21 protein-coding genes are annotated in these 23,082 nt (G+C 69.0%); 16 read left to right on the top strand and 5 right to left on the bottom strand.

The window, feature by feature from the left end; all coding sequences use genetic code 11:
• Positions 1 to 9: 9 nt before the first annotated feature.
• Positions 10 to 1,971 (top strand): TIGR03960 family B12-binding radical SAM protein, encoded by a 1,962-nt coding sequence (locus ACFC8N_RS02100; RefSeq protein WP_356022772.1) that lies wholly within the window; start codon positions 10 to 12, stop codon positions 1,969 to 1,971.
• Between the two features lie 238 nt (positions 1,972 to 2,209).
• Here ACFC8N_RS02100 and ACFC8N_RS02095 read toward each other — a convergent pair whose 3' ends face one another.
• On the bottom strand, positions 2,210 to 2,887 hold the full coding sequence (locus tag ACFC8N_RS02095) for a GAP family protein (RefSeq protein ID WP_362819571.1): 678 nt from the start codon (positions 2,885 to 2,887) through the stop codon (positions 2,210 to 2,212).
• Between the two features lie 419 nt (positions 2,888 to 3,306).
• On the opposite strand from ACFC8N_RS02095, the gene ACFC8N_RS02090 reads away from it, so the two are divergent.
• The 7 genes from ACFC8N_RS02090 to ACFC8N_RS02060 all read left to right on the top strand — a co-directional run bounded on the left by ACFC8N_RS02090 (position 3,307) and on the right by ACFC8N_RS02060 (position 10,929).
• Entirely contained in the window at positions 3,307 to 3,897 is a 591-nt protein-coding gene (locus ACFC8N_RS02090; protein WP_376285524.1) for a hypothetical protein, read from the top strand.
• Positions 3,898 to 4,010: 113 nt separating this feature from the next.
• On the top strand, positions 4,011 to 5,363 hold the full coding sequence (locus ACFC8N_RS02085) for a Dyp-type peroxidase (RefSeq protein WP_376285521.1): 1,353 nt from the start codon (positions 4,011 to 4,013) through the stop codon (positions 5,361 to 5,363).
• A 53-nt stretch (positions 5,364 to 5,416) separates the two neighbouring features.
• On the top strand, positions 5,417 to 6,547 hold the full coding sequence (locus tag ACFC8N_RS02080) for a catalase family protein (protein WP_376285518.1): 1,131 nt from the start codon (positions 5,417 to 5,419) through the stop codon (positions 6,545 to 6,547).
• Between the two features lie 188 nt (positions 6,548 to 6,735).
• The gene (locus ACFC8N_RS02075; RefSeq protein ID WP_356022760.1) at positions 6,736 to 7,245 is read left to right on the top strand and encodes a hypothetical protein; all 510 of its coding nucleotides are present in this window, start codon (positions 6,736 to 6,738) and stop codon (positions 7,243 to 7,245) included.
• Positions 7,246 to 7,292: 47 nt separating this feature from the next.
• The gene (locus ACFC8N_RS02070) at positions 7,293 to 8,444 is read left to right on the top strand and encodes a DUF4331 family protein (RefSeq protein ID WP_376285515.1); all 1,152 of its coding nucleotides are present in this window, start codon (positions 7,293 to 7,295) and stop codon (positions 8,442 to 8,444) included.
• A complete protein-coding gene (locus tag ACFC8N_RS02065) occupies positions 8,444 to 9,511 on the top strand; it encodes a tetratricopeptide repeat protein (RefSeq protein ID WP_376285512.1) in 1,068 nt (355 codons plus the stop codon). Before ACFC8N_RS02070 ends, ACFC8N_RS02065 begins: the two co-directional genes overlap by 1 nt.
• 50 nt (positions 9,512 to 9,561) lie before the next feature.
• On the top strand, positions 9,562 to 10,929 hold the full coding sequence (locus ACFC8N_RS02060) for a Dyp-type peroxidase (protein ID WP_376285509.1): 1,368 nt from the start codon (positions 9,562 to 9,564) through the stop codon (positions 10,927 to 10,929).
• Positions 10,930 to 12,241: 1,312 nt separating this feature from the next.
• Here the strand turns inward: ACFC8N_RS02060 and ACFC8N_RS02055 are convergent.
• A complete protein-coding gene (locus tag ACFC8N_RS02055; RefSeq protein WP_376285506.1) occupies positions 12,242 to 12,928 on the bottom strand; it encodes a hypothetical protein in 687 nt (228 codons plus the stop codon).
• 332 nt (positions 12,929 to 13,260) lie between these two features.
• On the opposite strand from ACFC8N_RS02055, the gene ACFC8N_RS02050 reads away from it, so the two are divergent.
• The 8 genes from ACFC8N_RS02050 to ACFC8N_RS02015 all read left to right on the top strand — a co-directional run bounded on the left by ACFC8N_RS02050 (position 13,261) and on the right by ACFC8N_RS02015 (position 21,221).
• Positions 13,261 to 13,866, top strand: coding sequence for a hypothetical protein (locus ACFC8N_RS02050; RefSeq protein WP_376285504.1), 606 nt, complete (start codon positions 13,261 to 13,263; stop codon positions 13,864 to 13,866).
• Between the two features lie 209 nt (positions 13,867 to 14,075).
• A complete protein-coding gene (locus ACFC8N_RS02045; protein ID WP_376285501.1) occupies positions 14,076 to 16,613 on the top strand; it encodes an amino acid permease in 2,538 nt (845 codons plus the stop codon).
• 199 nt (positions 16,614 to 16,812) lie between these two features.
• Positions 16,813 to 17,679, top strand: a complete 867-nt coding sequence (locus tag ACFC8N_RS02040; protein ID WP_356022743.1) for a tyrosinase family protein — start codon at positions 16,813 to 16,815, stop codon at positions 17,677 to 17,679.
• Positions 17,680 to 17,863: 184 nt separating this feature from the next.
• Positions 17,864 to 19,276, top strand: a complete 1,413-nt coding sequence (locus tag ACFC8N_RS02035; protein ID WP_376285497.1) for a condensation domain-containing protein — start codon at positions 17,864 to 17,866, stop codon at positions 19,274 to 19,276.
• Positions 19,277 to 19,535: 259 nt separating this feature from the next.
• The gene (locus ACFC8N_RS02030; protein ID WP_356022738.1) at positions 19,536 to 19,781 is read left to right on the top strand and encodes a hypothetical protein; all 246 of its coding nucleotides are present in this window, start codon (positions 19,536 to 19,538) and stop codon (positions 19,779 to 19,781) included.
• Between the two features lie 30 nt (positions 19,782 to 19,811).
• Positions 19,812 to 20,183: a hypothetical protein gene (locus tag ACFC8N_RS02025; RefSeq protein WP_376285494.1), complete on the top strand. Its 372-nt coding sequence runs from the start codon at positions 19,812 to 19,814 to the stop codon at positions 20,181 to 20,183.
• Positions 20,184 to 20,294: 111 nt separating this feature from the next.
• Positions 20,295 to 20,543, top strand: a complete 249-nt coding sequence (locus ACFC8N_RS02020) for a hypothetical protein (RefSeq protein ID WP_356022734.1) — start codon at positions 20,295 to 20,297, stop codon at positions 20,541 to 20,543.
• A 333-nt stretch (positions 20,544 to 20,876) separates the two neighbouring features.
• A complete protein-coding gene (locus ACFC8N_RS02015) occupies positions 20,877 to 21,221 on the top strand; it encodes a hypothetical protein (RefSeq protein WP_362819559.1) in 345 nt (114 codons plus the stop codon).
• A 96-nt stretch (positions 21,222 to 21,317) separates the two neighbouring features.
• Here ACFC8N_RS02015 and ACFC8N_RS02010 read toward each other — a convergent pair whose 3' ends face one another.
• From ACFC8N_RS02010 to ACFC8N_RS02000, 3 genes are all read right to left on the bottom strand, one after another.
• Positions 21,318 to 21,599, bottom strand: a complete 282-nt coding sequence (locus tag ACFC8N_RS02010) for a hypothetical protein (protein WP_356022729.1) — start codon at positions 21,597 to 21,599, stop codon at positions 21,318 to 21,320.
• Between the two features lie 235 nt (positions 21,600 to 21,834).
• Positions 21,835 to 22,122: a hypothetical protein gene (locus ACFC8N_RS02005; RefSeq protein WP_071384760.1), complete on the bottom strand. Its 288-nt coding sequence runs from the start codon at positions 22,120 to 22,122 to the stop codon at positions 21,835 to 21,837.
• A gap of 210 nt (positions 22,123 to 22,332) precedes the next feature.
• Positions 22,333 to 22,800 carry a hypothetical protein gene (locus ACFC8N_RS02000; RefSeq protein WP_356022726.1) on the bottom strand — a complete coding sequence of 156 codons (468 nt, stop codon included), beginning with the start codon at positions 22,798 to 22,800 and terminating at the stop codon, positions 22,333 to 22,335.
• Between the last annotated feature and the right edge of the window lie 282 nt (positions 22,801 to 23,082).

Below are 23,082 nucleotides of genomic sequence, written 5' to 3'. Positions count from 1 at the left end.
GTTCCCCCGATGTCTGTCGAGTCGGTGTTCCCGCAGCTCGAAGCCCTGCTCCCGCATGTGCAGAAGCCGATCCAGTACGTGGGCGGCGAGCTGAACTCCACCGTCAAGGAGTGGGACAGCTGCGACGTCCGCTGGGCGCTCATGTACCCGGACGCGTACGAGGTCGGTCTGCCCAACCAGGGCGTCATGATCCTCTACGAGGTGCTCAACGAGCAGGACGGCGTCCTCGCCGAGCGCACGTACAGCGTGTGGCCGGACCTGGAGGCGCTGATGCGCGAGCACCGCGTCCCGCAGTTCACGGTCGACAGCCACCGCCCGGTGAAGGCCTTCGACGTGTTCGGCCTGTCCTTCTCCACCGAGCTGGGCTACACCAACATGCTGACGGCGCTGGACCTGGCGGGTATCCCGCTGGAGTCCAAGGACCGCACGACCGACGACCCGATCGTCCTCGCGGGCGGCCACGCGGCCTTCAACCCCGAGCCGATCGCCGACTTCATCGACGCGGCGATCATCGGCGACGGCGAGCAGGCCGTCCTCGACATGACGAAGATCATCCGCCAGTGGAAGGCGGAGGGCAGCCCGGGCGGCCGCGAGGAGGTCCTCTTCCGCCTCGCGAAGACCGGAGCGGTCTACATCCCGGCGTTCTACGACGTCGAGTACCTCCCGGACGGCCGTATCGCCCGCGTCGTCCCGAACAAGAGCGGTGTCCCCTGGCGCGTGTCGAAGCACACCGTCATGGACCTCGACGAGTGGCCGTACCCCAAGCAGCCCCTCGTGCCCCTGGCCGAGACGGTCCACGAGCGCATGTCGGTCGAGATCTTCCGCGGCTGCACGCGCGGCTGCCGCTTCTGCCAGGCGGGCATGATCACCCGCCCGGTGCGCGAGCGCTCGATCACGGGCATCGGCGAGATGGTCGACAAGGGCCTGAAGGCGACGGGCTTCGAGGAGGTGGGCCTCCTCTCCCTCTCCTCCGCGGACCATTCGGAGATCGGCGACATCGCCAAGGGCCTGGCCGACCGCTACACGGAGGACAAGATCGGCCTCTCGCTCCCCTCCACCCGGGTCGACGCCTTCAACGTCGACCTGGCGAACGAGCTGACCCGCAACGGCCGCCGCTCCGGCCTGACCTTCGCCCCCGAGGGCGGCTCGGAGCGCATGCGCAAGGTCATCAACAAGATGGTCTCGGAAGAGGACCTCATCCGTACGGTCGCGACGGCCTACGGCAACGGCTGGCGCCAGGTGAAGCTCTACTTCATGTGCGGCCTGCCGACGGAGACCGACGACGACGTCCTCCAGATCGCCGACATGGCGACACACGTCATCCAGAAGGGCCGCGAGGTCTCGGGCTCGAACGACATCCGCTGCACGGTCTCGATCGGCGGCTTCGTCCCCAAGCCCCACACGCCCTTCCAGTGGGCCCCGCAGCTCTCCGCGGAGGAGACGGACGCCCGCCTGGCCAAGCTCCGCGACAAGATCCGCGGCGACAAGAAGTACGGCCGCTCGATCGGCTTCCGCTACCACGACGGCAAGCCGGGCATCGTCGAAGGCCTCCTGTCCCGCGGCGACCGCCGCATCGGCGCCGTGATCCGCGCGGTCTACGACGACGGCGGCCGCTTCGACGGCTGGCGCGAGCACTTCTCCTACGACCGCTGGATGGCCTGCGCCGAGAAGGCCCTGGCCCCCTTCGGCGTGGACGTCGACTGGTACACGACGCGCGAGCGCTCCTACGAGGAAGTCCTCCCCTGGGACCACCTCGACTCCGGCCTGGACAAGGACTGGCTCTGGGAGGACTGGCAGGACGCCCTCGACGAGACGGAGGTCGAGGACTGCCGCTGGACCCCGTGCTTCGACTGCGGCGTCTGCCCGCAGATGGACACCCACATCCAGATCGGCCCGACCGGCAAGAAGCTGCTGCCGCTGACGGTCAAGAACGCAGGTCCGACGCCGGCGGCGAGTGGTCACGCGCACTGAGGTGGGCGAGGCACTCGATCGGGTGGTTGAGGCGCTGACGGGGTGAGCGAGGGGGAGGTGGCGGCGGCGTTGGCTGCGGCCGGTGCTTCGAGCTCTCGTCCGTCGGCGTCGCCAGCGTCCTCCCGGACGCCGGTGCCGGGCCCTGGACGAGCTCCACACATCGTCTCCGAGGTGGAGTGGGTCTGAGGTCCGTTCCAGGTCTGTGCGCGGACCACACCGTCATGCCTGGGTAAGCCTGTCAGGAGACGAGGATGGAGATGCCGTCTCCAAGCAGCTTCAGCCCGAGGACGAAGAACAGGACCGCCATCACGGCGACATTGTGCTGAGCTGCCCAGTTCTTCCAGCTGCCGAGCGTGGTCCTGGCTCGTTCTCCTCCGAGCAGGAACACTCCCAGTGGGGCCAGCAGGCCGAGGGTGGCGATCAGGACGAAGATCGCCAGAGATGCGATCTGCTGCCCCACCGGCAGGCCGGCCGAGCCGATCGCGGCCCCCGCGGCGATGGTCAGCGGGGCGTTCTTGGCGTTGAGCGCGGCCAGGGCCAGTCCGAGTGCGAAGACCCTGACCGGGGTGAGGCGGTCGATCGCGTTCATCCACTTCGGCAGTTGGGCTTGTGAGGGATCCCTTGGGCGCCGGTGCCATTGCCGGGCGCCGAAGAGGACGAGGAACAGGCCCAGGGCGAGCTTGAGGGCTCCCACCCAGGTGGCCGGGTGGTTGCGGGCGGAGGCACCAGCCGGGGAAGCGATCGCCAGCATCACCGCGCCCAGTGCCGCGAGTCCCAGGATCCAGCCGACGGTGAAGAGGACCCCGTTGAGACGTCCCCGAGGCGTGGCGAGTATGAGGATGACGGCGATGATGGGGAGCGGGCTGACTGCGACGGCGGCCGCGAAACCCAGTACGTCACCGAGAACTGCGCCCATGATTGCCTCCGCATGAGGTCAGGGTGGCGATCCGGTCGAGCAGGGCATGGCGCGAGAGGGTGCCCCGGCCGCCTCGGCGGCGCAACGGGTCGGTGTGCGATCGGCCGGGCCGCTCTCTCCAGGGCCGTGCGCAAGCGGCTGCCCGGAAACGGTGACGAGACGTACTCGGCACGGCCTACCCGTTCCATTTTCCTGCCCTTGGCCGGATCTGTCCTCGGGAGCCTCTCGGGACGGGAGGGATCGGGCCGGTCCCCGCAGTGTCGGAGTTTCCCGGGGATCCGCCTCAGGCGACCACGTCGGCCGGGGCCCGGGATGCGCGGCGGTGTGTCCGTGGTGAGGATTGATTTGTGAGGGCGATGGCGCCTCATGGTCGGGCGCTTGGCGACCCTCGGACCGAGCCGTGGCAGGAGGACGGCACGATGAATGCGACGACAGGTGCAACCCAATCGGCTCACCCCGAGCGTCCGGGCAGGTCGGATGGGGTTTGTAGCGAGTTCACCGTCTATACGGAGATCAAGCCGGGCCATGCTGATGCGTTGCGTGAGGATCTCGCCGCGCTCACCAGCGGGTCGTCCAGGGAGGGCTCCCGTGCGGCGCTGCGCCAGATCGGCACGCTGCATGACGCACGGCACGTGATCTTCGACAATGACACCCGGTTCATGTTCGCCAGCGTCTTCGACGGCTCCTGGGACACCTACATCGACGACTTCGCCCATACGGTCATCGGGGCGAACTTCGACAAGATCTTCTCGCACAGCGTTGGGTTCCCCGGCGTCGCTGACCCAGGGGTGAAGGACTGGTTCGTCGCCCACCAAGCCCCCGCAGGAGCCTTCGTCAGCTCCTATCCCGATCTGACCGTTCAGCAGATCTGGAAGGACCACCGCGTGGACGAGGCGTTCGAGGAGGTGCTGGACACTCCCCAGTTCCGGGCGATGCTGGAGAACCCGGCCAACGCGGAGTTGGTGGCCACGCCGGCCTTCCAGAAGCTGCTGGAGGAAGCCTCGGCCTAGCAGTCGGACACAACCAACCCTCAGAACGACCCAAGATCGGTGGACCGTGTCGGGCGCGGGTCGGCCGCTGCGGGTCTGCCCAGGCAGAGGCCGATGTGGAGGCACAGGCGATCATGAACACGGTGGCAAGCAGCGGCGCAGCCGATATGGGCGTTGAGATCGATGACGTCCAGAGCGGGGCACTGCGTCCACGGCCCGTGCCCTACGAGGGAAAGTTCATCTTCCTGCGGGTCGACGACCGTCACGCCGGGCGCGCCCTGCTGCGGCGGCTGCTTCCGGTGACGGCGGGTGGTCTGCCCGACGTGGACCCGAGCCGGGATGCCTGGGTCGCGGTGGCGTTCACCTATGAGGGGCTGAGGGCCCTGGGGGTCCCCCAGGAGTCGCTGGACAGCTTTCCGCGGGCGTTTCGTGAGGGCATGGCCGCTCGGGCGGAGCTGATCGGCGACGTGGGTGAGAGTGCGCCGGCCCATTGGGAGGCACCGTTCGGAACCGGCGATGTCCACATCGCGTTGAGCGCCCTCGCCTCCGATGCGGCGCAGCTGGGCAAGGAGCTGGAGCGGGCCCGTGTCGCCTTCGAGGACACACCCGGTGTCCAGGTGATCTGGCAGCAGGACGTCCACCAGCTCCCGACCGGACGCACCACCTTCGGCTTCCGTGACGGCATCAGCCATCCGAACATCGAGGGCGTCGGACTGCCCGGCTCCAACCCGCGGGAAACCCCCATCAAGGCCGGCGAGTTCATCCTCGGCTACCCCGACGAAACCGGCAGTCTGCCGCCCATGCCCAGCCCCGATGTGCTGGGACGCAACGGCACCTACGCGGCCGTCCGCAAGATCCACACCAACGTGGCGGCCTGGCGGCAGTACCTGCGCGCGAACACCTCCAGCGCCGAGGAGGAGGCACTCCTGGCGGCCAAGATGGTCGGGCGCTGGCCGAGCGGCGCCCCGCTGACACTGACTCCGGAGCACGATGATCCGGAGCTGGCGGCCGATCCGCACCGCGTCAACAACTTCCTGTACCGGGAGAACGACGACCGGGGGTACCGGTGCCCCGCCGGTGCACACATCCGGCGCACCAACCCCCGCGATGCCACCATCATCGGCGACGCGCGGATGCACCGTCTCATCCGCCGCGGCACCACCTACGGCCCACCTCTGCCCGAGGGCGTTCTGGACGACGACGGCGCCGACCGCGGCCTGATCGGAGTCTTCATCGGCGCCCACCTGGAGCGGCAGTTCGAGTTCATCAAGGCCGAGTGGGTCAACGACGGCAACTTCATCGGCTATCCCGGCGAGAAGGATCCGGTGGCCGGGCATCACGGCGGAACCGGCACTGTGACCATCCCGGAGAAGCCGGTCCGGCGTCGTCTGCAGAACCTGCCCAGCTTCGTGGTCACCCGGGGCGGTGAGTACTGCTTCGTGCCAGGACTGCGCGCCCTGCGCTGGCTCGCCGAACTTGAGGACTGACAGCGGTTCCCCCCTGAGGTCCGATCACGCTCTGCGAGGAGAGGTCGAAGGTCATGGCAGCACAGTTCGTCCGCTACACGCCTGACGTCGAAGACGACGACCCGGACTTCGACCGCAACGTTCAGACGGTGATCGAAAAGACCGAGAGCTACATCGCCGGGTCGGTCACGGCCGGCGGCACCGGACGAGCCCTCCGCGACGCTCATGCCAAGGGCTACGGACTGGTCCGCGGGGAAGTGGAGATCCTGGCCGGGCTCCCCGCCGAGTACGCCCAGGGCATCTACGCGACCCCGGGAACCCACGACGCGCTCATCCGTTTCTCCAACGGCTCGCCCCATGCCGGAGCCGACGCACGCCTGGGCACCGCCACCGGACTGGCACTGAAGATCTTCGACATCCCCGGCCCGACCCTGCTGGAAGACGAACCGGACACAGGCACCTTCGACTACGCCAACATCAACGGCCTGATCTTCTTCTGCAACACGGTCGAGCACTACCTGTTCATCCAGGACCTGTTCCTGGACGCACCGGCCTACTTCTCCCAGGGTCGCCCAGGCGCACATCGCTTCTACACCGAGTTCGTGACCGGAAAGGGAACCCTGGACCAGGCCAACTGGGCATGGGACGAGTTCCTTGCCTTCCTCCGCCTGTCGAAGAACCCTCCGGCGAACCTGCTGCTGTCGAGCTACTGGACGATGGGCGCGGTCCGGCACGGGGACTACATCGCCAAGGTGCGCATCACCCCCGACCCGTCCAGTGCCGCCGCGGTGGTCCGGCGCACCATCGACCCGGCCTCCGCGGCAGAGGTCTTCCGGCCGGCTCTGCAAGCCGAGTTGCAGGAGCGGCCCTACGTCTTCGACATCCAGGTCCAACTGTGCACCGACCTGGAGCGCATGCCGGTGGAGGACACCACCGTGGAGTGGCCCGAGCAGCTCTCGCCGCCCGTCACCGTGGCCAAGCTGCGGCTCCCGCAGCAGGACATCTCCGGCCCGGAGAACCTGGAGAAGATGGACGCACTCTCCTTCACACCCTGGCGGGTCACCGCCGAACACGCCCCCCTGGGCAACATCATGCGGGCCCGCAAAGAGGTCTACCGGCGGTCCTCCATCGCCCGTCACAAGCTCAACCAGCAGCCGCGCACAGAGCCGCGAAGCGCCGACGACGTACTTGGCCCGGCACAATGACGCCGGATGCCATCTGTGGCGCATGTGGTTGTGAATGGCTCCCCGAGGTGGACGTCGACCCGGGGGCCTGATCGGCTTGCCGACACCCCGGGGGGCGACAAAGCTGGCTATGTGGGCCTTCCGGAATGTACTCAGAAGGGAGGGGAGCCCGCAGCCCAGCCGGTAGACGATCAAAGGGAGAGGGAGTCATGACGGCACAGAGCTCCGCCAGGTCGGCGACTCCAACCGTGGCCAGGCAGCCCGACGGTCTCGGCAAGCGGATCGGGGAGGTAGCGGAAATCACCGTTCTCCTCGATGCCAAGCCAGGCGGGGCAGAGAAGTTCCACCAGAACGCCGCCAAGATCCAGGACGACGCCTTTCGGTACGAAAAGATCGTCGGCACTGTCCACGACTTCCGTGTCACGTTCATCAACAATGACACCCAGGTCATAGGCGCGGTCACCTACGACGGTGACTTCAAGCCGTACATGGCTGACATCTTCGCCAATGCCGCGCCGTGGTTCGATGAGATGTTCGAAGGTGTCGTCGAGGGCTGGCCCGGGGCGACCTCTCCGAACATCGTCGACTGGCTGGCGACGAAGATCGTGGAGGCCGACATGTGGTACGCCTCCAATCCGACCATGACGGTCGAGGACACCGCCAAGGCGCAGAAGGTCACGCAGGCGTTCAACGCGTTGCTGGACACGGCGTCCAGCTAGCAGCTGTCCCGCGTCCGCTCGGGCCCGTCAGCGGAGGTCGCAGCATCATGTCCGACCATCTTTCCGGCACCCGCGCCCTGGCCGATCCGGCCATAGACCTGACCGACCTCTATGCCTTTCCCAGCCCCTCCCGGCCGGGCCGGCTCGTCCTGGTCATGAATGTCTTTCCCAACGCGCGGCCGGGAGCCCTGTTCTCCGACGCTGCCGGCTATCGCTTCCGCGTCCGTCCGGCATCCGTGCCCACGGGAGATTCCGGTTCACTCCTCGATGTCGGCACCGACGAATTCACGCTTTCCTGCACCTTCTCGATTCCGGTCGGACCGGATGACGACGGGGAGGTGACGCAGCGGGGAACGTGCGTACTGCCCGACGGCGAATCGGTTTCGTTGCTGGTGAATGACGAGCGGGGCGGCGAAGGCCATGGCGTGCGATGCTACGCCGGGCTGCGGCTGGATCCCTTCTTCATGGACGTGGCCAAGGAGGTGGAGACACGGGCGAGGCGGCGGCTCGCCTTCGTACCGAAGGGCACCAACTCACTGGAGGGCGCCGACGTCCTCACCGTCGTGGCAGAGCTCGACGTCGCCAGGGTGTTCGGGGCGGCCTCGGGGAGCGTCTTCGCCGTTGCGGCGGAAACCGTCACGGTCGGACCGTATCCCGTGCGCCTCGAACGTCTCGGCCGCCCCGAGGTCAAGAACATCCTCCTGTCGGACAACGGGGTCGACGCCGCCAATAAGGTCGTTGACCTGCGCGATCTCTACAACGAGGAGGACCCGTTCCGGCTGGGCCCGAGCTACGTGGACGCCTATCGCGCACGTCTCAACGCCAACCTGGTCTTCTTCGACGGCCTCGACGGCAAGGCGGACTGGACGACGCAGCCGGACGGGACGCATCCGCTGACGGAGCTGCTGCTCGCGGACTTCCTGGTCGTGGACGTGGCCAAGCCGTACGCCGAAGACAGCTATTTCGAGATCGAGCGGGCCTTGCTGGAGGGCCGGGAGCATGAGACCTGTGGCGGCCGGTCGCTCAACGACGATGTCATCGACACGCTCTACACGCTGATCGTCAACGCGGGCCATGGTCCGCGCGTGAGCGACGGCGTCGACGGGACCGTCCCGGCTTCGCGTGAGTTCCCGTACCTGGCACCGCCCAACCCCGACCCGCCCGAACCCGTTTCCGTCCCGACGGCCGCCGCAAGCTGATGAGCGGTTCCACGGCGGCCACGCATGCCGGTGGTGAGAGCGGGCCCGATCTCGCGGGCGGGCCGCCCACGACGGCCGGCGTCATCGCCATGGGCAACCTCGACGCGCGCATCGAAGGACTGACGTCGCAGGCGACACGCGGAAGGCTCACCGCTGACGGCTGGGGCGAGTTGGTGGAGCTGACCGCCCTGCGCGGGCACGTGCGGGGCCGCATCGACGAGGCCGAGCGCGCGGCGTCGCTGGCCGGGACGTTCGTCGACCAGGCGCCACGCGATCCTCGCTCGCTCATGGCGCGCGCCAGGCTGGCGGGCCTCTTCCACCGGTTCGCGGCGGCGCTGGACGATCTGGATGGGGCGGCTGCGCTGGGGCTCGATCGGAGAAGTGCGGACGAGGAGCGAGCAGCCGTCTGCCAGGCGGTCGGGCAGTACGAGGACGCGCTCGCGCTGCATCGGCAGGGGTTGTCGAGGGGGCGGGACTTCAGGACCCTCGGTGCCATGGCCCGCTGTCATGCCGAGAGCGGCGAGCCCGACGAGGCCGGGACGTGGTTTCTGGCGGCGAGAGGCGCCTACCGCGGGGTCAGCCCCTTTCCCCTCGCGGTTCTCGAATTCCAGTGCGGGCAGATGTGGCTGGCCCAGGGCAGGCTGGTGAGCGCGCGCGTCTGGCTGGAGTCGGCCGCTCGCCGACTGCCGTCCTATGTGCCGGCCCAGGGTCGGCTCGCTGAGACCGACGCCGCCGAAGGCCGGACGGCCGTGGCGACAGAGCGTCTGCGCCGGCTGGCCCTCGTCAGCGACGATCCCGGCTACGCGACCCGGCTTGTCCGCCTCCTGGGCGGGGGCGAGGCGTCGGCGGAGGCTCGGTTCTGGCGTGCCCGCGCTGCCGCGCGCTACGAGGAGTTGATGGCGCGCCACCCGGAGGCGTACGCCGATCACGCGGCGGAGTTCTGGCTGACCGTCGGCGGCGATCCCCAGCGAGCGCTTCGGCTCGCGCGGTGGAACCTTGCGCTCCGCGCGACCCCGCGCGCTCAGGCGCTCGTCAATCGCGCGATGTGCCGTGTCGGACAGCACTGAAAGTAGCGGCAATTGGTACAAAGTCGCCGATAGTCGACCGGAAGGACGTCATGACAGCGACTGAAGCCCCGCCGCTGCAGCTGGACGAGATCCAGGGCATCGTGCTGCGCGACCGGCCGTCACCGTACGTCGGCACCTACATCCTGCTGCGTGTGGACGATCCCGGCGCCGGGCGCGAGTTGATGGGGCGTCTGGCCGAGCTGGTCGACTCCGCTGCCAACTGGTGGCAACCGGACCTGCCCGCGCTGCTCAACGCCGGACTGACGTACCGGGGACTCGAAGCGCTCCAGGTCCCGCCGGCCGCCCTGAACACCTTTCCTGACGAGTTCCGGCAGGGCATGGCGGCACGCGCCGAGTTCATCGGGGACACCGGGGAGAGCGCGCCCGCACGCTGGGAGCCGCCCTTCGGCACCGGCCAGGTCCACGTCGTGCTGTCCCTCCTGGCCGCCGACCAGGAGTCATTGGCGGTCGTCCTCGAACGTGCGCGCAAGGCCCACGCGCAGCTCGCCGGTCTTCAGGTCGTCCATCGGCAGGACTTCTACCAGCTGTCCACCGGGCGCACCAGCTTCGGCTACAAGGACGGCATCGGCAACCCCACGATCGAAGGCAGCGGCGCAGAGAGTCCGCCCGGCGACGGTTCCGTGCTCAAGGCGGGCGAATTCGTGCTCGGCTATCGCGACGAGACCGGAAACCTGCCGCCGATGCCGGAGCCGGCCGAGCTGGGCCGCAACGGCACCTTCGTGGCCTGGCGGAAACTGCACACGCGCGTCGCGGCCTTCCGCCGGTATCTCCACGACAACTCCGGCAGCCCGGAGGAAGAGTCGCTGCTCGCCGCCAAGATCGTGGGCCGCTGGCAGAGCGGCGCCCCGTTGGTCCTGGCGCCCGAGCACGACGACCCGGCCCTGGGGGCGGACGACCAGCGCAACAACGGCTTCCGCTACGCGTCCGATCCGCATGGTGCCATCTGCCCCCACGGCGCCCACGCCAGGCGAGCCAACCCGCGCGACTCGGAGATCATCGGCGACGTCCGCCTGCACCACATGATTCGACGGGGCACCAACTACGGCCCCCCGCTTCCGGCCGGCACGCTGGACGACGACGGCGCCGACCGCGGCATCGTCTTCGTCTTCATCGGCTCGCACCTCGACCGCCAGTTTGAGTTCGTGAAGTCGCAATGGCTGAACGACGGCCATTTCACCGGCCTCGACCAGGAGAAGGACCTGCTCACGGGCAACAACGACGGCACGGGCATCTTCACGATCCCGCAGCACCCGGTCCGGCGCCGCCTGCACGGCGTGGAGCGTTTCGTCATCACCCGCGGCGGAGAGTACTTCTTCCTGCCGAGCCTCAGCGCGCTGCGTTGGCTGGCGAACCCCGACGCGGCCCCGGCGCCCGCTTCGAGCGGCCACGCGCACTGACAGAGGGCGTTCGAGCACGGCTGTTATGAGGTGAGGATGGAAATTCCGTCTCCGAGCAGCTTCAGCCCGAGGACGAAGAACAGGGCCGCCATCACGGCGACTTCCGCGACGGCATCGGCCATCCGAACATCGAGGGCGTCGGGCTGCCCGGCTCCAACCCGCAGGAACCGCCCATCAAGACCGGCGAGTTCCCTCGGATACCCCGACGAGACCGGCGATCTGCCGACCATGCCCCACCCCGATGTGCTGGGGCGCAACGGAACCTACGCGGCCGTCCGCAAGATTCACACCACCATGGCGGCCTGGCGCCGGTACCTGCGCGCAGCGGGGCACCGCTGACGCTGTCGCCGGAGCACGACGACCCGGACGACCGAGGCTTCCGGTGCCCCGCGGGTGGGCCCATCCGGCGCACCAACCCGCGCGATTCCACCATCATCGGCGACGCCCGGATGCACCGCCTCATCCGCCGCGGCACCACCTGCGGCCCGCTCCTGCCGGACGGCGCACTGGACGACGACGGCGCGGACCGGGGCCTGGCCGGCGTCTTCTGCGGAGCCCACCTGGAACGGCAATTTGAATTCATCAAATCCGAGTGGATCAACGACGGCGAGCCGGTCCGGCGCCGTCTGCGGAACCTGCCCGGCTTCGTGGTCACCCGCGGCGGTGAGTACTGCTTCGGAGAGCGATTCCTCCCCCTGGGACCCCTGACCCGCTCTCGAAGGACGCGAAAGCTACATCACCGACTCGGTCGAGGCCGACGGCACTGGCCGGGCCCTCCGCGATGCCCACGCCAAGGGCTACGGGCTGGTTCGAGGGCAGGTGGAGATCCTGGACGGGATTCCCCCCCGCGTACGCCCGAGGCATCTGCGCCACGCCGGGAACCCACGACGCGCTCATCCGCTTCTCCAGCGGCTCGGCCACGCCGGAGCCGCCGCACGACGGGGCAGCGCCACCGGACTGGCGCTGAAGATGTTCGACATACCCGGCCCTGTCGAGCCACTGGACGACGGGCGCTGTCAGTCACGGGGACTACATCGCCAAGGTGCGCATCACGCCGGACCCGCAGTCCGCCGCCGCGGTGGTCCGACGCGTCATCGACCCGGCCTCCGCGCCGGAGGCCTTCTGTCCGGCCCTCGAAGCCGAGCTGCGGGAGCGGCCCTACACCCGCAAGGCGGTCCACCGGCACTCGTCCGTCCTGCGGCACAAGCTCAACCAGCAGCCGCGCACCGAGCCGCGCGGCGCCGCCGAGGTGCTCGGTCCGACGGGGGGCGTGAGGCGCCGACGGGGGCGTGGAGATGCCGGGGCGCCGTGGTCAGTCGTCGGAGCGGCGCCGGCGGTGCCAGGCGGTGGCGAGCATTCCGAGGAGCGTGAGCAGGCCGCCCGCCGCGATCAGGACGTGTTGTGTGCTGAGCAGGCCGGTGCTCCAGCCGGCGGCCGTTCCGTCCCGCGGTGCCGGGGCGTCCTTGCAGGGCGAGGCGGAGGAACTGCCGCCGTGCGGGCGGTCGCGGTCTTCGCCGTCGCTGTCGTTGTGGTCGTTGCAGCGGGCTTCGGGGAAGGGGAAGGCGCGTTTGTGGTTGTCGTAGGTGTTCACGACGAAGAGCGGGTGCACTCTGAAGAATTCCTTGATGGCGAACGCGTACTGGCCGGTGGTGGTGGCGGAGTAGTTCACGTCCAGGAACTTCGCGACGGTGAAGCTGCCCCAGGGTTGCTCCGGTGACCAGGTCTTGGATTTCGGGGTTCCCTTGAGTACGAGGGCTTCCGGTCCGCGCCGGCCGTTGGTCAGGAACGCTCTGAGGGTCGGGGTGATGAGGACGACGCGGCGGTGGCTGTGGCAGTCGCGCCAGGGGTTGCGGTGGTCGTCGTCGCGGCCTCCTTCACGCACCCGCAGGGAGGCGGGCGGGTGCCGTAGGGGCGCGTGCGCGGCGGCGCCGACCGGTGGGGACGCGAGGGCGATGACCACGCCCGCCAGTGGTGCTGTAACCCAGGGGCGATGGTTCATCCCGTGACCTCCGTGAGTGGCGGACGCAGGCTGCCACCTGCTGGCCTGAATGTCCGAATCCCGGAAGAACGTATAGAAATCAGCTCGCCATATCGCGAACGTCTTCGGGTGCCGTACTGCTTGTCACTCAACCGGGTGCAGCGGCGAACCACGGTGAAAGCAGCCGGGGTTCGTGACCTGGATGCCGGGCGTCGATCAGCGGCGACGGGTTACCCGTTTGGGTCCCTGCCGTCACACTGGTGATTTATCTGAAATGCCGGTTGTCGGGGCTGTCGGTACGTTCGTCGCAGATCGGTCGCCCGGCCGACGTCCGCGCGACAGAGAGAAGTGACATGTCTCCGCGTACCTTTGCTGTGCTCGGCACCGGAGTGGGCGTGACCGTCCTCGTGGCCGCCGGCATCCCTTACGCCTCGGCCGACGGATCCGCCCCGACGCCCTCCGCCGTCCACCAGGCAGCCCGGCCCGCGCACCGAGCCGCTCCTGCCGTGGCTCCCGCTGCTCCCGCTGCCCCGGTGGGCGGCAGGAGCGCAGGCGGAGAGAGGGGGGAGGGCCGCGACGGCGGTGGACGCGACCACGGCCGTGACGGAGGCGGACGCGGCCGTGAACGAGGCGGAAGGATCTACTTCAACGAACGTACGTACTCCGCCTCCGCCGAGGGCTGCATCACCGCGACCGGCTCCAGCAGCTTCAGCGTCTTCAACGACAGCCGCAGGACCGTCGAGGTCTTCCGGGGCTTCACCTGTGACGGCGGCGCTCCGGTCACCACCGTGGGTCCCCACGGCGAAACCTTCGGCGAGGTGACCCGTACCGACCACGGGGGCGTCTTCGGTGCCGAGGGAGTGTTCGGCCGCGGGGGCGTCTTCGGCGACGGGGGCGTGTTCGGTGAGGACGGTGTCGTCGGCAGCTTCCGGGTGGTCGGTCATCACGGTGAGTGGTGACAGCCCGCCCGCATCGGACCCGTAGGACCCGTACGACCCCCGTTGCGCTGTCCTGAGCCCGGCGTCCGGCGGCACGGGCAGCTGTTGCGGAGGGGGGCCGCCCGGCGGTGCAATCAAGTGTGAGGCACTTCGGCGGCGCCGTGCCGGTCGACCGCCCCGCTCCCGGTACGGGGGCCGGCCGGAAGGGGCTCAAACACGACGCCCTTGGCATGTTCTCTTCGGTTGCCATGGGCCTTGCCTCCACCGGCCCGGCGTACAGCCTGGCCGCCACGCTCGGCGTGATCGTGGCCGGGGTCGGACTGCAGGCCCCGATCGTCACGATGCTGGCGTTCATACCGATGCTGCTGGTCGCGTACGCCTTCCGGGAGCTCAACGCGAGCAACGCCGACTGCGGCACCACCTTCACCTGGGCCACCCGCGCCTTCGGACCACGCGTCGGCTGGATGGCCGGCTGGGGCATCATCGTCGCCGACGTGATCGTCATGGCGAGCCTCGCCAAGATCGCCGCCGCCTACGGCTTCCGGCTGGTGGGCCTGGACGGACTGGCGGACAACCGGCTGTGGACCACCGTGGCGGGGATCGTCTGGATCGCCGTACTGACCGCGGTCTGCTACGTCGGCATCGAGTTCTCGGCGGCCGTCCAGCGCTGGCTGCTGTGCCTGGAAGTCGTGGTGCTGGTCGTCTTCGCCGTCGCCGCGCTGGTCAGGGTCTACGTCGCGCCGCCCGCGACGGCGATCCACGTCTCGGCCACCTGGTTCAACCCCTTCGAGGTGCCCTCGGCAAAGGCCCTGACCTCGGGCGTCCTCGCGGGGGTCTTCATCTACTGGGGCTGGGACACCGCGTTCTCGGTCAACGAGGAGACCGTCGACAGCGCGCACATCCCCGGACGCGCCGCGGTCATGACCACCGTGCTGCTCCTGGTCATGTACGGGCTGGTGTCCACGTCGGCGCAGGCGTTCGCGGGAGTCGGCACCTCGGGCATCGGACTCGGCAACACCCGCAACTCGGACGATGTGCTGTCCGGGCTGGGCGCGGCCGTGTTCGGACGCCACGGCACGGGGCTGCTCCTGTCGAGGCTGCTGATCCTCATGGTGCTGACCTCCGCCCTGGCCTCCGCCGAGACCACCATCCTGCCCCTGGCCAGGACCGTCTTCTCCATGGCGGTCCACAAGGCGGTCCCCTCCCGGTTCGCCCGGATCCACCGCAGGTTCCTCACCCCGACCTGGGGCACCCTCGGCATGGGCGCTGTCTCGATCTCCCTGTTCGTGCTGCTGTCGTCGTTCAGCCGGAACGTCCTGGCCGACTCGATCGACTCGGTCGGTCTCGCGATCGCGTTCCAGTACGCGGTGACCGGCTTCGCCTGCCTCTGGCACCACCGCAAGGTCCTCGGCCGCAGCACCCGTGACCTGGTCTTCAAGGGCGTACTACCGGGGCTCGGCGGGCTGATGATGGCCTTGCTGTTCCTGTACGCCGCGTTCGTCGTCTACGCGGACCCCGCGTACGGCACGACCGCCGTCGACCTGCCGCTGATCGGCAGGACGGGCGGGGTCACGGTCCTCGGCCTGGGGGCGCTGCTGGTCGGTGTCCTGCTGATGCCGGCGGTCACCCGTGGCTACGGCGTGGCCCTCAAACTCCAGCGGGGCCTGCTCCCGCGCCGTCTGCCGCGGCACGCCGCCGTCGGATCGGCGAGCCGCTACGTGCCCGCCGACAACAGATCCGGGGTGGGTGGCGACTGGTACGACGTCATTCCCCTGTCGGGCACCCGGGTCGGCCTGGTCGTCGGGGACGTGCTCGGGCACGGCCTGGGCGCCGCGGCCACCATGGGCCGCCTGCGGACGGGGGTGCGCGTGCTGGCCCGGCTGGACCTGAGCCCGGACGAGCTGCTGTCCCGCCTGACCGACCTGGTCGAGCAGACCGCGCACGAGGCCGGGGCAGGCCGCCGGATACCGCACGCCGACGCGGCCCTGGGCGTGAGCTGCCTGTACGCGGTGTACGACCCCGTCTCGGGCAAGTGCGGCGTCGCGCGGGCCGGGGAACAGGTGGGGCTGGCGATCGTCCCACCGCGCACCGGCGTCGCCGGCTGTCCGGAACTGCCGCTCGGGCCGCCGCTGGGCATCGGCGGCCTGCCCTACCAGAGCACGGAACTGGACCTTGAACCGGGCAGTCTCCTCGTCCTCTTCACGGAGGGTCTCCTCCAGGCGGCCGACGGCCGTGACGCCGGGCTCGCCCAGCTGTACCGCGTCCTGGCCGGCGGCCGGGGATCCCTGGAGGAGCAGTGCGACAGCGTGGTGACCAGTCTGCTGCCCGGGCCCGCGGACGTGGACGCGACGCTCCTCATGGTCCGCACGCGCCTGCTCGACCGGAACCAGCACGCCGAATGGGCGGTGCTCCCGGAACCGGCGGCGGTGGCCGCCATCCGCACCGCCGTCAGCAAGCAGCTCGGCGACTGGGGGCTGGGCGACCTGGCGTTCGCCACGGAGCTCATCGTCAGTGAGCTGGTCACCAACGCCATCCGCTACGTCGGCGGTCCGATCCAGGTACGCGTGATCCGCGACCGGACCCTGATCTGCGAGGTCTCCGACACTGGCCACACCTCGCCCAATCTGCGGCACGCCGCGAGTGATGACGAGGGGGGCCGCGGCCTGTTCATCATCGCCCAGATGACCCACCACTGGGGCACGCGCTACACCTCCACCGGCAAGACCATCTGGACCGAGCAGGACCTGCAGCCGGGCGTCGCCCCCTGACCTCGTCCGCCAACTGTCGTGAGAAAAAGCAATTCTGAATGCCAATCGGAGAAGCGTGCTGCCCGCACTGCTCCGTCACCGGTCCGGCCGCACGGCGGTGACCTGGAGGATCGCCCGGCAGTTACCGCTTCGGCCGACGAACCGGACTGCCGCAGGGCCGACCACTGCCGCTCGGGGCCGGTGCACGAGGAGGGCGAGCATGGCGTACACCCGTAAGAACGTCAACAGGCTGACCCGGTCCGAGCGACGGCGGCTCGTGAGCGCTCTGCTGGAAATCAAACGCCGCGGTGAATACGACGAGTTCGTGCACATCCACATCACGCACAACTCGCCCGACGGCGAACACCATCTGCGTACCGCCCACATGACGCCCTCCTTCCTGCCCTGGCACCGCAAGCTCCTGCTGGAACTGGAGCGGGCGCTGCGCCGGGTGGACGAGTCGGTGACCGTGCCGTACTGGGACTGGACCCGTGACCGCACGGCGAACTCCCTCCCGTGGACCGACGACCTGCTCGGCGGCAACGGACGGCGCTCGGACCGGCAGGTGATGACCGGCCCGTTCGCCTACCGGGCGGGTCACTGGAGGCTCAGCGAGCGCGTGACCGACGTGCAGTACCTCACCCGCGACCTCGGCCGCGCCCGCAGCCCGATCCAGCTGCCGACCGGCGACGAGCTCGAATTCGCGCTGGCCGACCCGGTCTACGACGTCTGGCCCTGGAACTCGACGGTCACCCGCGGCTTCCGCAACAAGCTGGAGGGATGGGGGAGGGGCCGGGGCAGCGTCTCCTGGCACAACCACAACCGGGTGCACCACTGGGTCGGCGGCGTGATGCTCGGCGCCGCCTCCCCCAACGACCCCGTCTTCTGGCTGCATCACGCCTTCATCGACCTCCAGTGGACCCGCTGGCAGCAACGGCACTCCGGCAACGGGTACCTCCCCGTCGAGCCCCCGGGCGCGCGCGACATCGAGCGCGGCCGGGTCGTGGCCCGGGACCAGAGGCTGCCGCCGTGGGACGTCACACCGGCCGCGCTGGAGGACATGAGCGGGATCTACCAGTACGAGTGAGGGGCGTTCCGGTGTCACGGGAACCGCCACGCGGGCAGAGTCCTTGGTGACAAAGGCCGTTGAGGGGTCGCTTCTCCGTTCGAGACATCACACGTCCCGCTGAAAAGCCGACGACACAGCGACCACCGCTCGCGTACGGCTCCCCCTTGATCAAGCTGGTGTCTTCTGCGAAGGAGACGCCACTGTGCGAGTTTCTGACATTCAGCGCTGTGAGGTCCGGCCCGGGCGGCTCGTCGAGTGGACGCTCAGCCCGGCGACCATCGCGGCCGCGGCGGCCCTGCCGCCGGATCCGCGACCGCCGGCGTACATCCAGGAGTCGCACATCAGAACGGCCCGTTCGGTGCGGGAGGACGGGCTGTTCGTGCCGACCTGGATCGGCGCGGCGTTCGACCTGCCGGGCCGGGCCGACCTCGACGCGCTGGAACAGGCGTTGCGCGGCTGGACATTGCGCCACGAGACGCTGCGCAGCGGCTTCAGATGGGCCGGGGAGGACATGCACCGGTTCACGCTCGACGAGAACGACGTGACCCTGCGCCGCGAGGTGGTCGGCGACTTCGCCGACGCGGGCGCGCTGATCCGGTACCTGCAGGACCGGTTCGACACCGCGGCGGACGCGCTGGGCTGGCCGAACTTCATCTACGCGGCCGTCGTGCGCGAGGACTCCACCAGCGTGTACCTGGCCTTCGACCACACCAACGTCGACGCCTACTCCCTCCAGCGCATCCCGGACGAGGTCCACGCGCTGTACACGGCGGGCGTCACGGGCCGGTCCGTCACCGGTACGCCCGTGGGGAGTTACGTCGACTTCTGCGAGCTGGAGCGGGCGAACGCGGACGGCATCGACGACACGCACGCGATCGTCGCGCGCTGGCGGGAGTTCATCGGCCGGTGCGACGGAAGGCTCCCGGAGTTCCCCGTCGACCTCGGACTGCGGCCCGGTGGGGTGCTGCCCGCCCAGAAGCTGGTGTGCGAGCCGCTCGTCGACGCGGACGCCGCCGCCGCGTTCGAGGCGCACTGCCGACCCTACGGCGGCAGCCTCGTGGGCATCCTGGCGGCGACCAGCCTGATCGTCCACGAACTCGGCGGGCAGCCGGTCTACCGCACGGTCGTGCCGTTCCACACGCGGGTGAAGTCCGCGTGGTCGGACTCCGTGGGCTGGTACGTCGGCGGCGCACCGATCGAGGTGCCCGCGGCACCGGACTTCGCGAGCGCGCTCGGCACGGTCCGCGCCGAACTGCGGGCCAACCGGTCGCTGGCCCGCATTCCGCTGGCCCGGGTACTGCGGCTGCTGGGCGCGGACTTCAGGCCGACGTCGCCGGACATGTACTCGATCATCTCGTACGTGGACGCGCGCCTCATCCCCGGCTCGGCCCGCTGGACCGAGCAGAAGGCGTACGGACTGCTCCGGGTGTCGTACGGCGACCAGGTGTGCGCCTGGATCAACCGGCTGGACGAGGGGCTGTGGTTCGCCTGCCGCTACCCGGACACCGACCTCGCGTACAAGAACGTGCGGCGGTACGCCGAGGCGTTGCGGGACCTGATCGTCTCGGTTCCCGCGGGCGATCGTCCACGGGTCGCGGAGCCGGCGTTCTCCTGACGCAACTCTCCTCGGCTTCACCCGTGTTGGTGCCGGTGCCGTACGGCACCTGACGCGGGTCCGCGTGCCGTGACGGCCTGCGGTGCCCGGCAATCCAGGCCTTTTATCGGTCAGTTGGCACCCATCCGGTGATTCTGCGGGGCTATATCCCCCTCGGGATGGATGTCCGTTGTGGAATGCTCCACGTTGCTACTGCTAGTGTTTAACTCGTCACTCTAGGCAATCAGCTTCGCTGTACCAGCACAGAACCGAGGGCTCCATGCGCAAGCTTCAGCAGGTCGTGATCGCGGCACTGGCGGCCGGTGGCCTGTCCGCCATCGGCGCCGGCACTGCCATCGCCGACTCCTACGGCGGTGACCAGCCGCAGCAGGTCGACCTCTTCCGTCCGTACCAGGAGTGCAGCCCGCAGGAGGCGGGTGTGGCCAACGTCCCGGTCGGCGTGCTCGGCCTCGCCGACAACCTGGAGAGCAACTGCGGCCAGTTCAACCAGGCCTTCGCCGGCTGAACGGCACCTCTGTAAAGGAAGGCGCGTCTCATGTTCAGCAGGAAGAAGATCGCGGCCGTCTCGGGGCTCCTCGGCGGCATCGCCGTGTCCTGCATCGGCATCGCCCAGGCGCACGCCGCAGGTGGTCCGGGAGGCTGCACCAGCGACCTCCTGGGCAATCTCACCTGCACCCAGCGGATCCAGGGCGTGGTGCCCGAGGGCGAGTCCCCTCCGCACCAGGAGACCTGCAAGCCGGTGCAGCCCGTGACGGTGCCCGGATTCCTGGGCGGCGGGATCGAGCGGCTCGGGCCCGAGGTGACGTGTTCACCCCAGACGGTCGGAGTGCCGGCAAATGCACCTAAGACGGTGGGAGTTCCCGTCGGCGTCAACGGCAGGCGGATGCCGCTCGACATGCCCCGTTGAACCACGTGACGCGACATGTGGCGTAGATCCTCAATAACTACGGAGCGTCTGTATATGCTCACATTAAGTAGTCAAGCCAGGCGCTCCGCCTGGGTAACGAAGGGTCTATCCATGCGTAAGTTTCAGCGCGTTGCAGTTGTAGCGGCGGCGGTTGCGGGGCTGTGCGCCCTCGGCGCCGGGGTCAGCTCCGCAGCCGGCGGCGAGGACGCGCCCCCGCAGATCACCGCCGTGGCCAACTCGACGGCCAACGCCGTTGCCACCGGCGGTAACTTCTACGCTCCGCCGCAGGGCCACGGGCCGCAGGAGCAGGGCCCCGAGCAGGGCTACGGCCCGCAGGGCGGCCCTGAGGGCGGCGAGTAAGACCGCACCGAGGGCTCATCCCCTCGTCGCCGCCACGGGCGCATCGACCCTCTTCGGAAACCTGATGCGTATCGCACGAGCTCGGCATCCCGGACCCGCACCGATTCGGTCAGTTCACCGGCCTGCTGAGTGATACCCGTGGCAGAGGCAGCCCGGACGCACGACGGCCCCGCCGGGGCACGCGTCCGGGCTGTGGCACTCCCGCAACTGGCGCGCACCGTACGTGTCCAGGAGCGGGATCCTCTGTTTCGACCCTCTCGGGCCCGGGCGCACGCCAGTCACTGGCGCAGGCGCCCGGGCCTTCGTCGTAAAAGGAAGAAAGGAAGACAAGACATGTTCAGTCCGCGGAAGATCGCTACCGTCTCGGGACTCGTCGGAAGTCTCGCCGTGTTCTGCGTCGGCGCCGGACACGCGTACGCAGAGGGCCCCAGGGGCGACTGCAGGACCACCGAGCAGGGCAGCACGGTCTGTGTGCGCAAGACCGAGACCCGCTCGGACAAGGACGGCAAGCACGTCCTCCAGCAGGCGCAGGACTGCTCGACGGAGGGCCGTCCGCGCGTGGTGTTTCCGGACGGCCCGCTGATGGACGGCGGCTCCGCCAGTGTCGGGCCGGTCGTGGACTGCTCCAACACGGCAAAGCTGCCCAAGGGCTTCAGGAAGCCGCACATCGAGATCTGAGAGCTGCCGGAGCAACGAAAATCCCCGGTGTCCCAACCAGTGGTCGGGATACCGGGGATTGTCGTTCGGCGCTACTCGCCGGCCTTGCCTGCCGGCCTACTTGAACGAGTTGCTGCACCCCATGTTCGAGCCCAGGGAGGACTGCTGGGCTCCGGCGTTGCCCTCGCCGTTCAGCAGGTTGCCGCCCAGGCCGTTGAGGATGCCGACCTCGCCGAGGACGTCGAGGTTGAGGTCGTGCGACTTACAGGTGCTGCTCTGCGTGACGTTGAATTCGTCGCCCTTGCCCCCGCCCTGACCGGCGTGGGCGGTGCCGGCACCCAGGAGGCCGAGGCTCCCGAACGCGGCGAGGAGAACGGCAGCGGTGCGGACCTTGTGCATGAGATCTCCGTGGAATGAGGTGGATGTGATGCGCGATAAATCGCCATCTATGCCGTGATGAATGGTGATACGAAATACCCGAAGGAATCGAGCGACGCGCCGAACCGAATGCTTTTCGCTTGCTTTTCTCTGCAGCGGGGATTTGTCGGCGCACATGAATGGTCCCGACACCCGGCCCGCGGCCCGGTGTCGGGACCAGTTACCCGACCGGCGGTTCAGCGCCGTGGGTGCGGCCTCAGAAGGCGCTGTTGTTGCAGCCCATGGTCGAGCCGATGCTCGTGGCCTGGGCGCCCGGGTTGCCCTCGCCGTTCAGGGCGTTGCCCAGCAGGCCGTTGAGGATGCCGACCTCGCCGAGGACATCGAGGTTCAGGTCGTGCGACCTGCACTGCGAGCTCTGCGTGATGTTGAACTTGTCCCCGTGCTCGCCGTGGCCGCCGCCCTCGCCGGCGTAGGCCGTGCCGCTCACGAGGCCGATGCTGCCGAGTGCGGCGACCAGAACGGCAACGTTGCGAAGCTTGCGCATGTCATCTCCGTGGAGTGAGTGGATGCGATCTGTGGCAGATCGACTTTCTACAGTTACGGGAGATTAGTAGCAAATACGCTAAAACCGGCAACGACGCGCCGCTTTCGTGATCAAACAGCAGAAACACGTAAAAGTCATATAAGCCTGCAAAAAGGCCCCTTGATCGTGATGGTCAAGAGGCCTATTCGCGGGCGGAGTTGAGGAATTCTGTCAGCCGTGCAGCGCGTTGGCGAGGGCGTTCGACTGGGTGTTGGCCTGGGTGCAGTCGATGCCGCGGGTCTGGGCGGCGCCGAGCAGGCCGACCGGGACGTTCGCGCCGAGCAGGGTCTGCGGGCTGCACTCCTGGGACGGGTGGAACAGGTTGGCCTGGCCGACCGGGCCGCCCTGCACCGACTGCGGCGTCTGGGGCGAAATCTGGGGGTTGATCTGCGGGTTCAGCTGGGGGTTGAGCTGCGGGGCGACGTCGGTGCCCCGCGACGGGGCCTGCTGCGGCGTGCCGTAGCTCTGCGCGGTCGCCGCGGCGGAGGTGGCCGAGGTGGCCTGGGCGTCCGGCTGTGAAGCGGGCGGCGGCACAGCTCCGTTGTAGGCCGGGGTGGCGGCGGAGCTGGGGCCGGCACCGACGGCGGTCAGACCCCCGGCTGCTGCGATGACGAGCGCGACTTGCTGGAGCTTGCGCATGGAATCCTCGGCCCTTCATTGACCTGTTCACGGAACCTGGTGAAATGCGGGATGGGGCAGCGCAGTTGTGGCTGTGACAACTGCCTTGAACGGCTGCGGTGGACCATCGTTCTCGCTCCGTGGGGAACGAGGTGCGCGCGAACCCGGATACGGGTTCCGGACCGTGGTCACCCATTTGTCGTAAGAGCGCCGGGGCTGCGACGTGCGTTCCGGTGGCTGGCAAATGGGTGACGGGTCTTCGGATGCCGTGACCACGGTGCGGGAATCGTCGTTCCGACCAGG

Source organism: Streptomyces sp. NPDC055966 (assembly GCF_042269865.1).
In the GTDB taxonomy this organism is placed as follows: Bacteria; Actinomycetota; Actinomycetes; order Streptomycetales; family Streptomycetaceae; genus Streptomyces.
The sequence above is the reverse complement of the archived record's forward strand: the minus strand, read 5'-3'. Positions and strand labels throughout refer to the sequence as shown.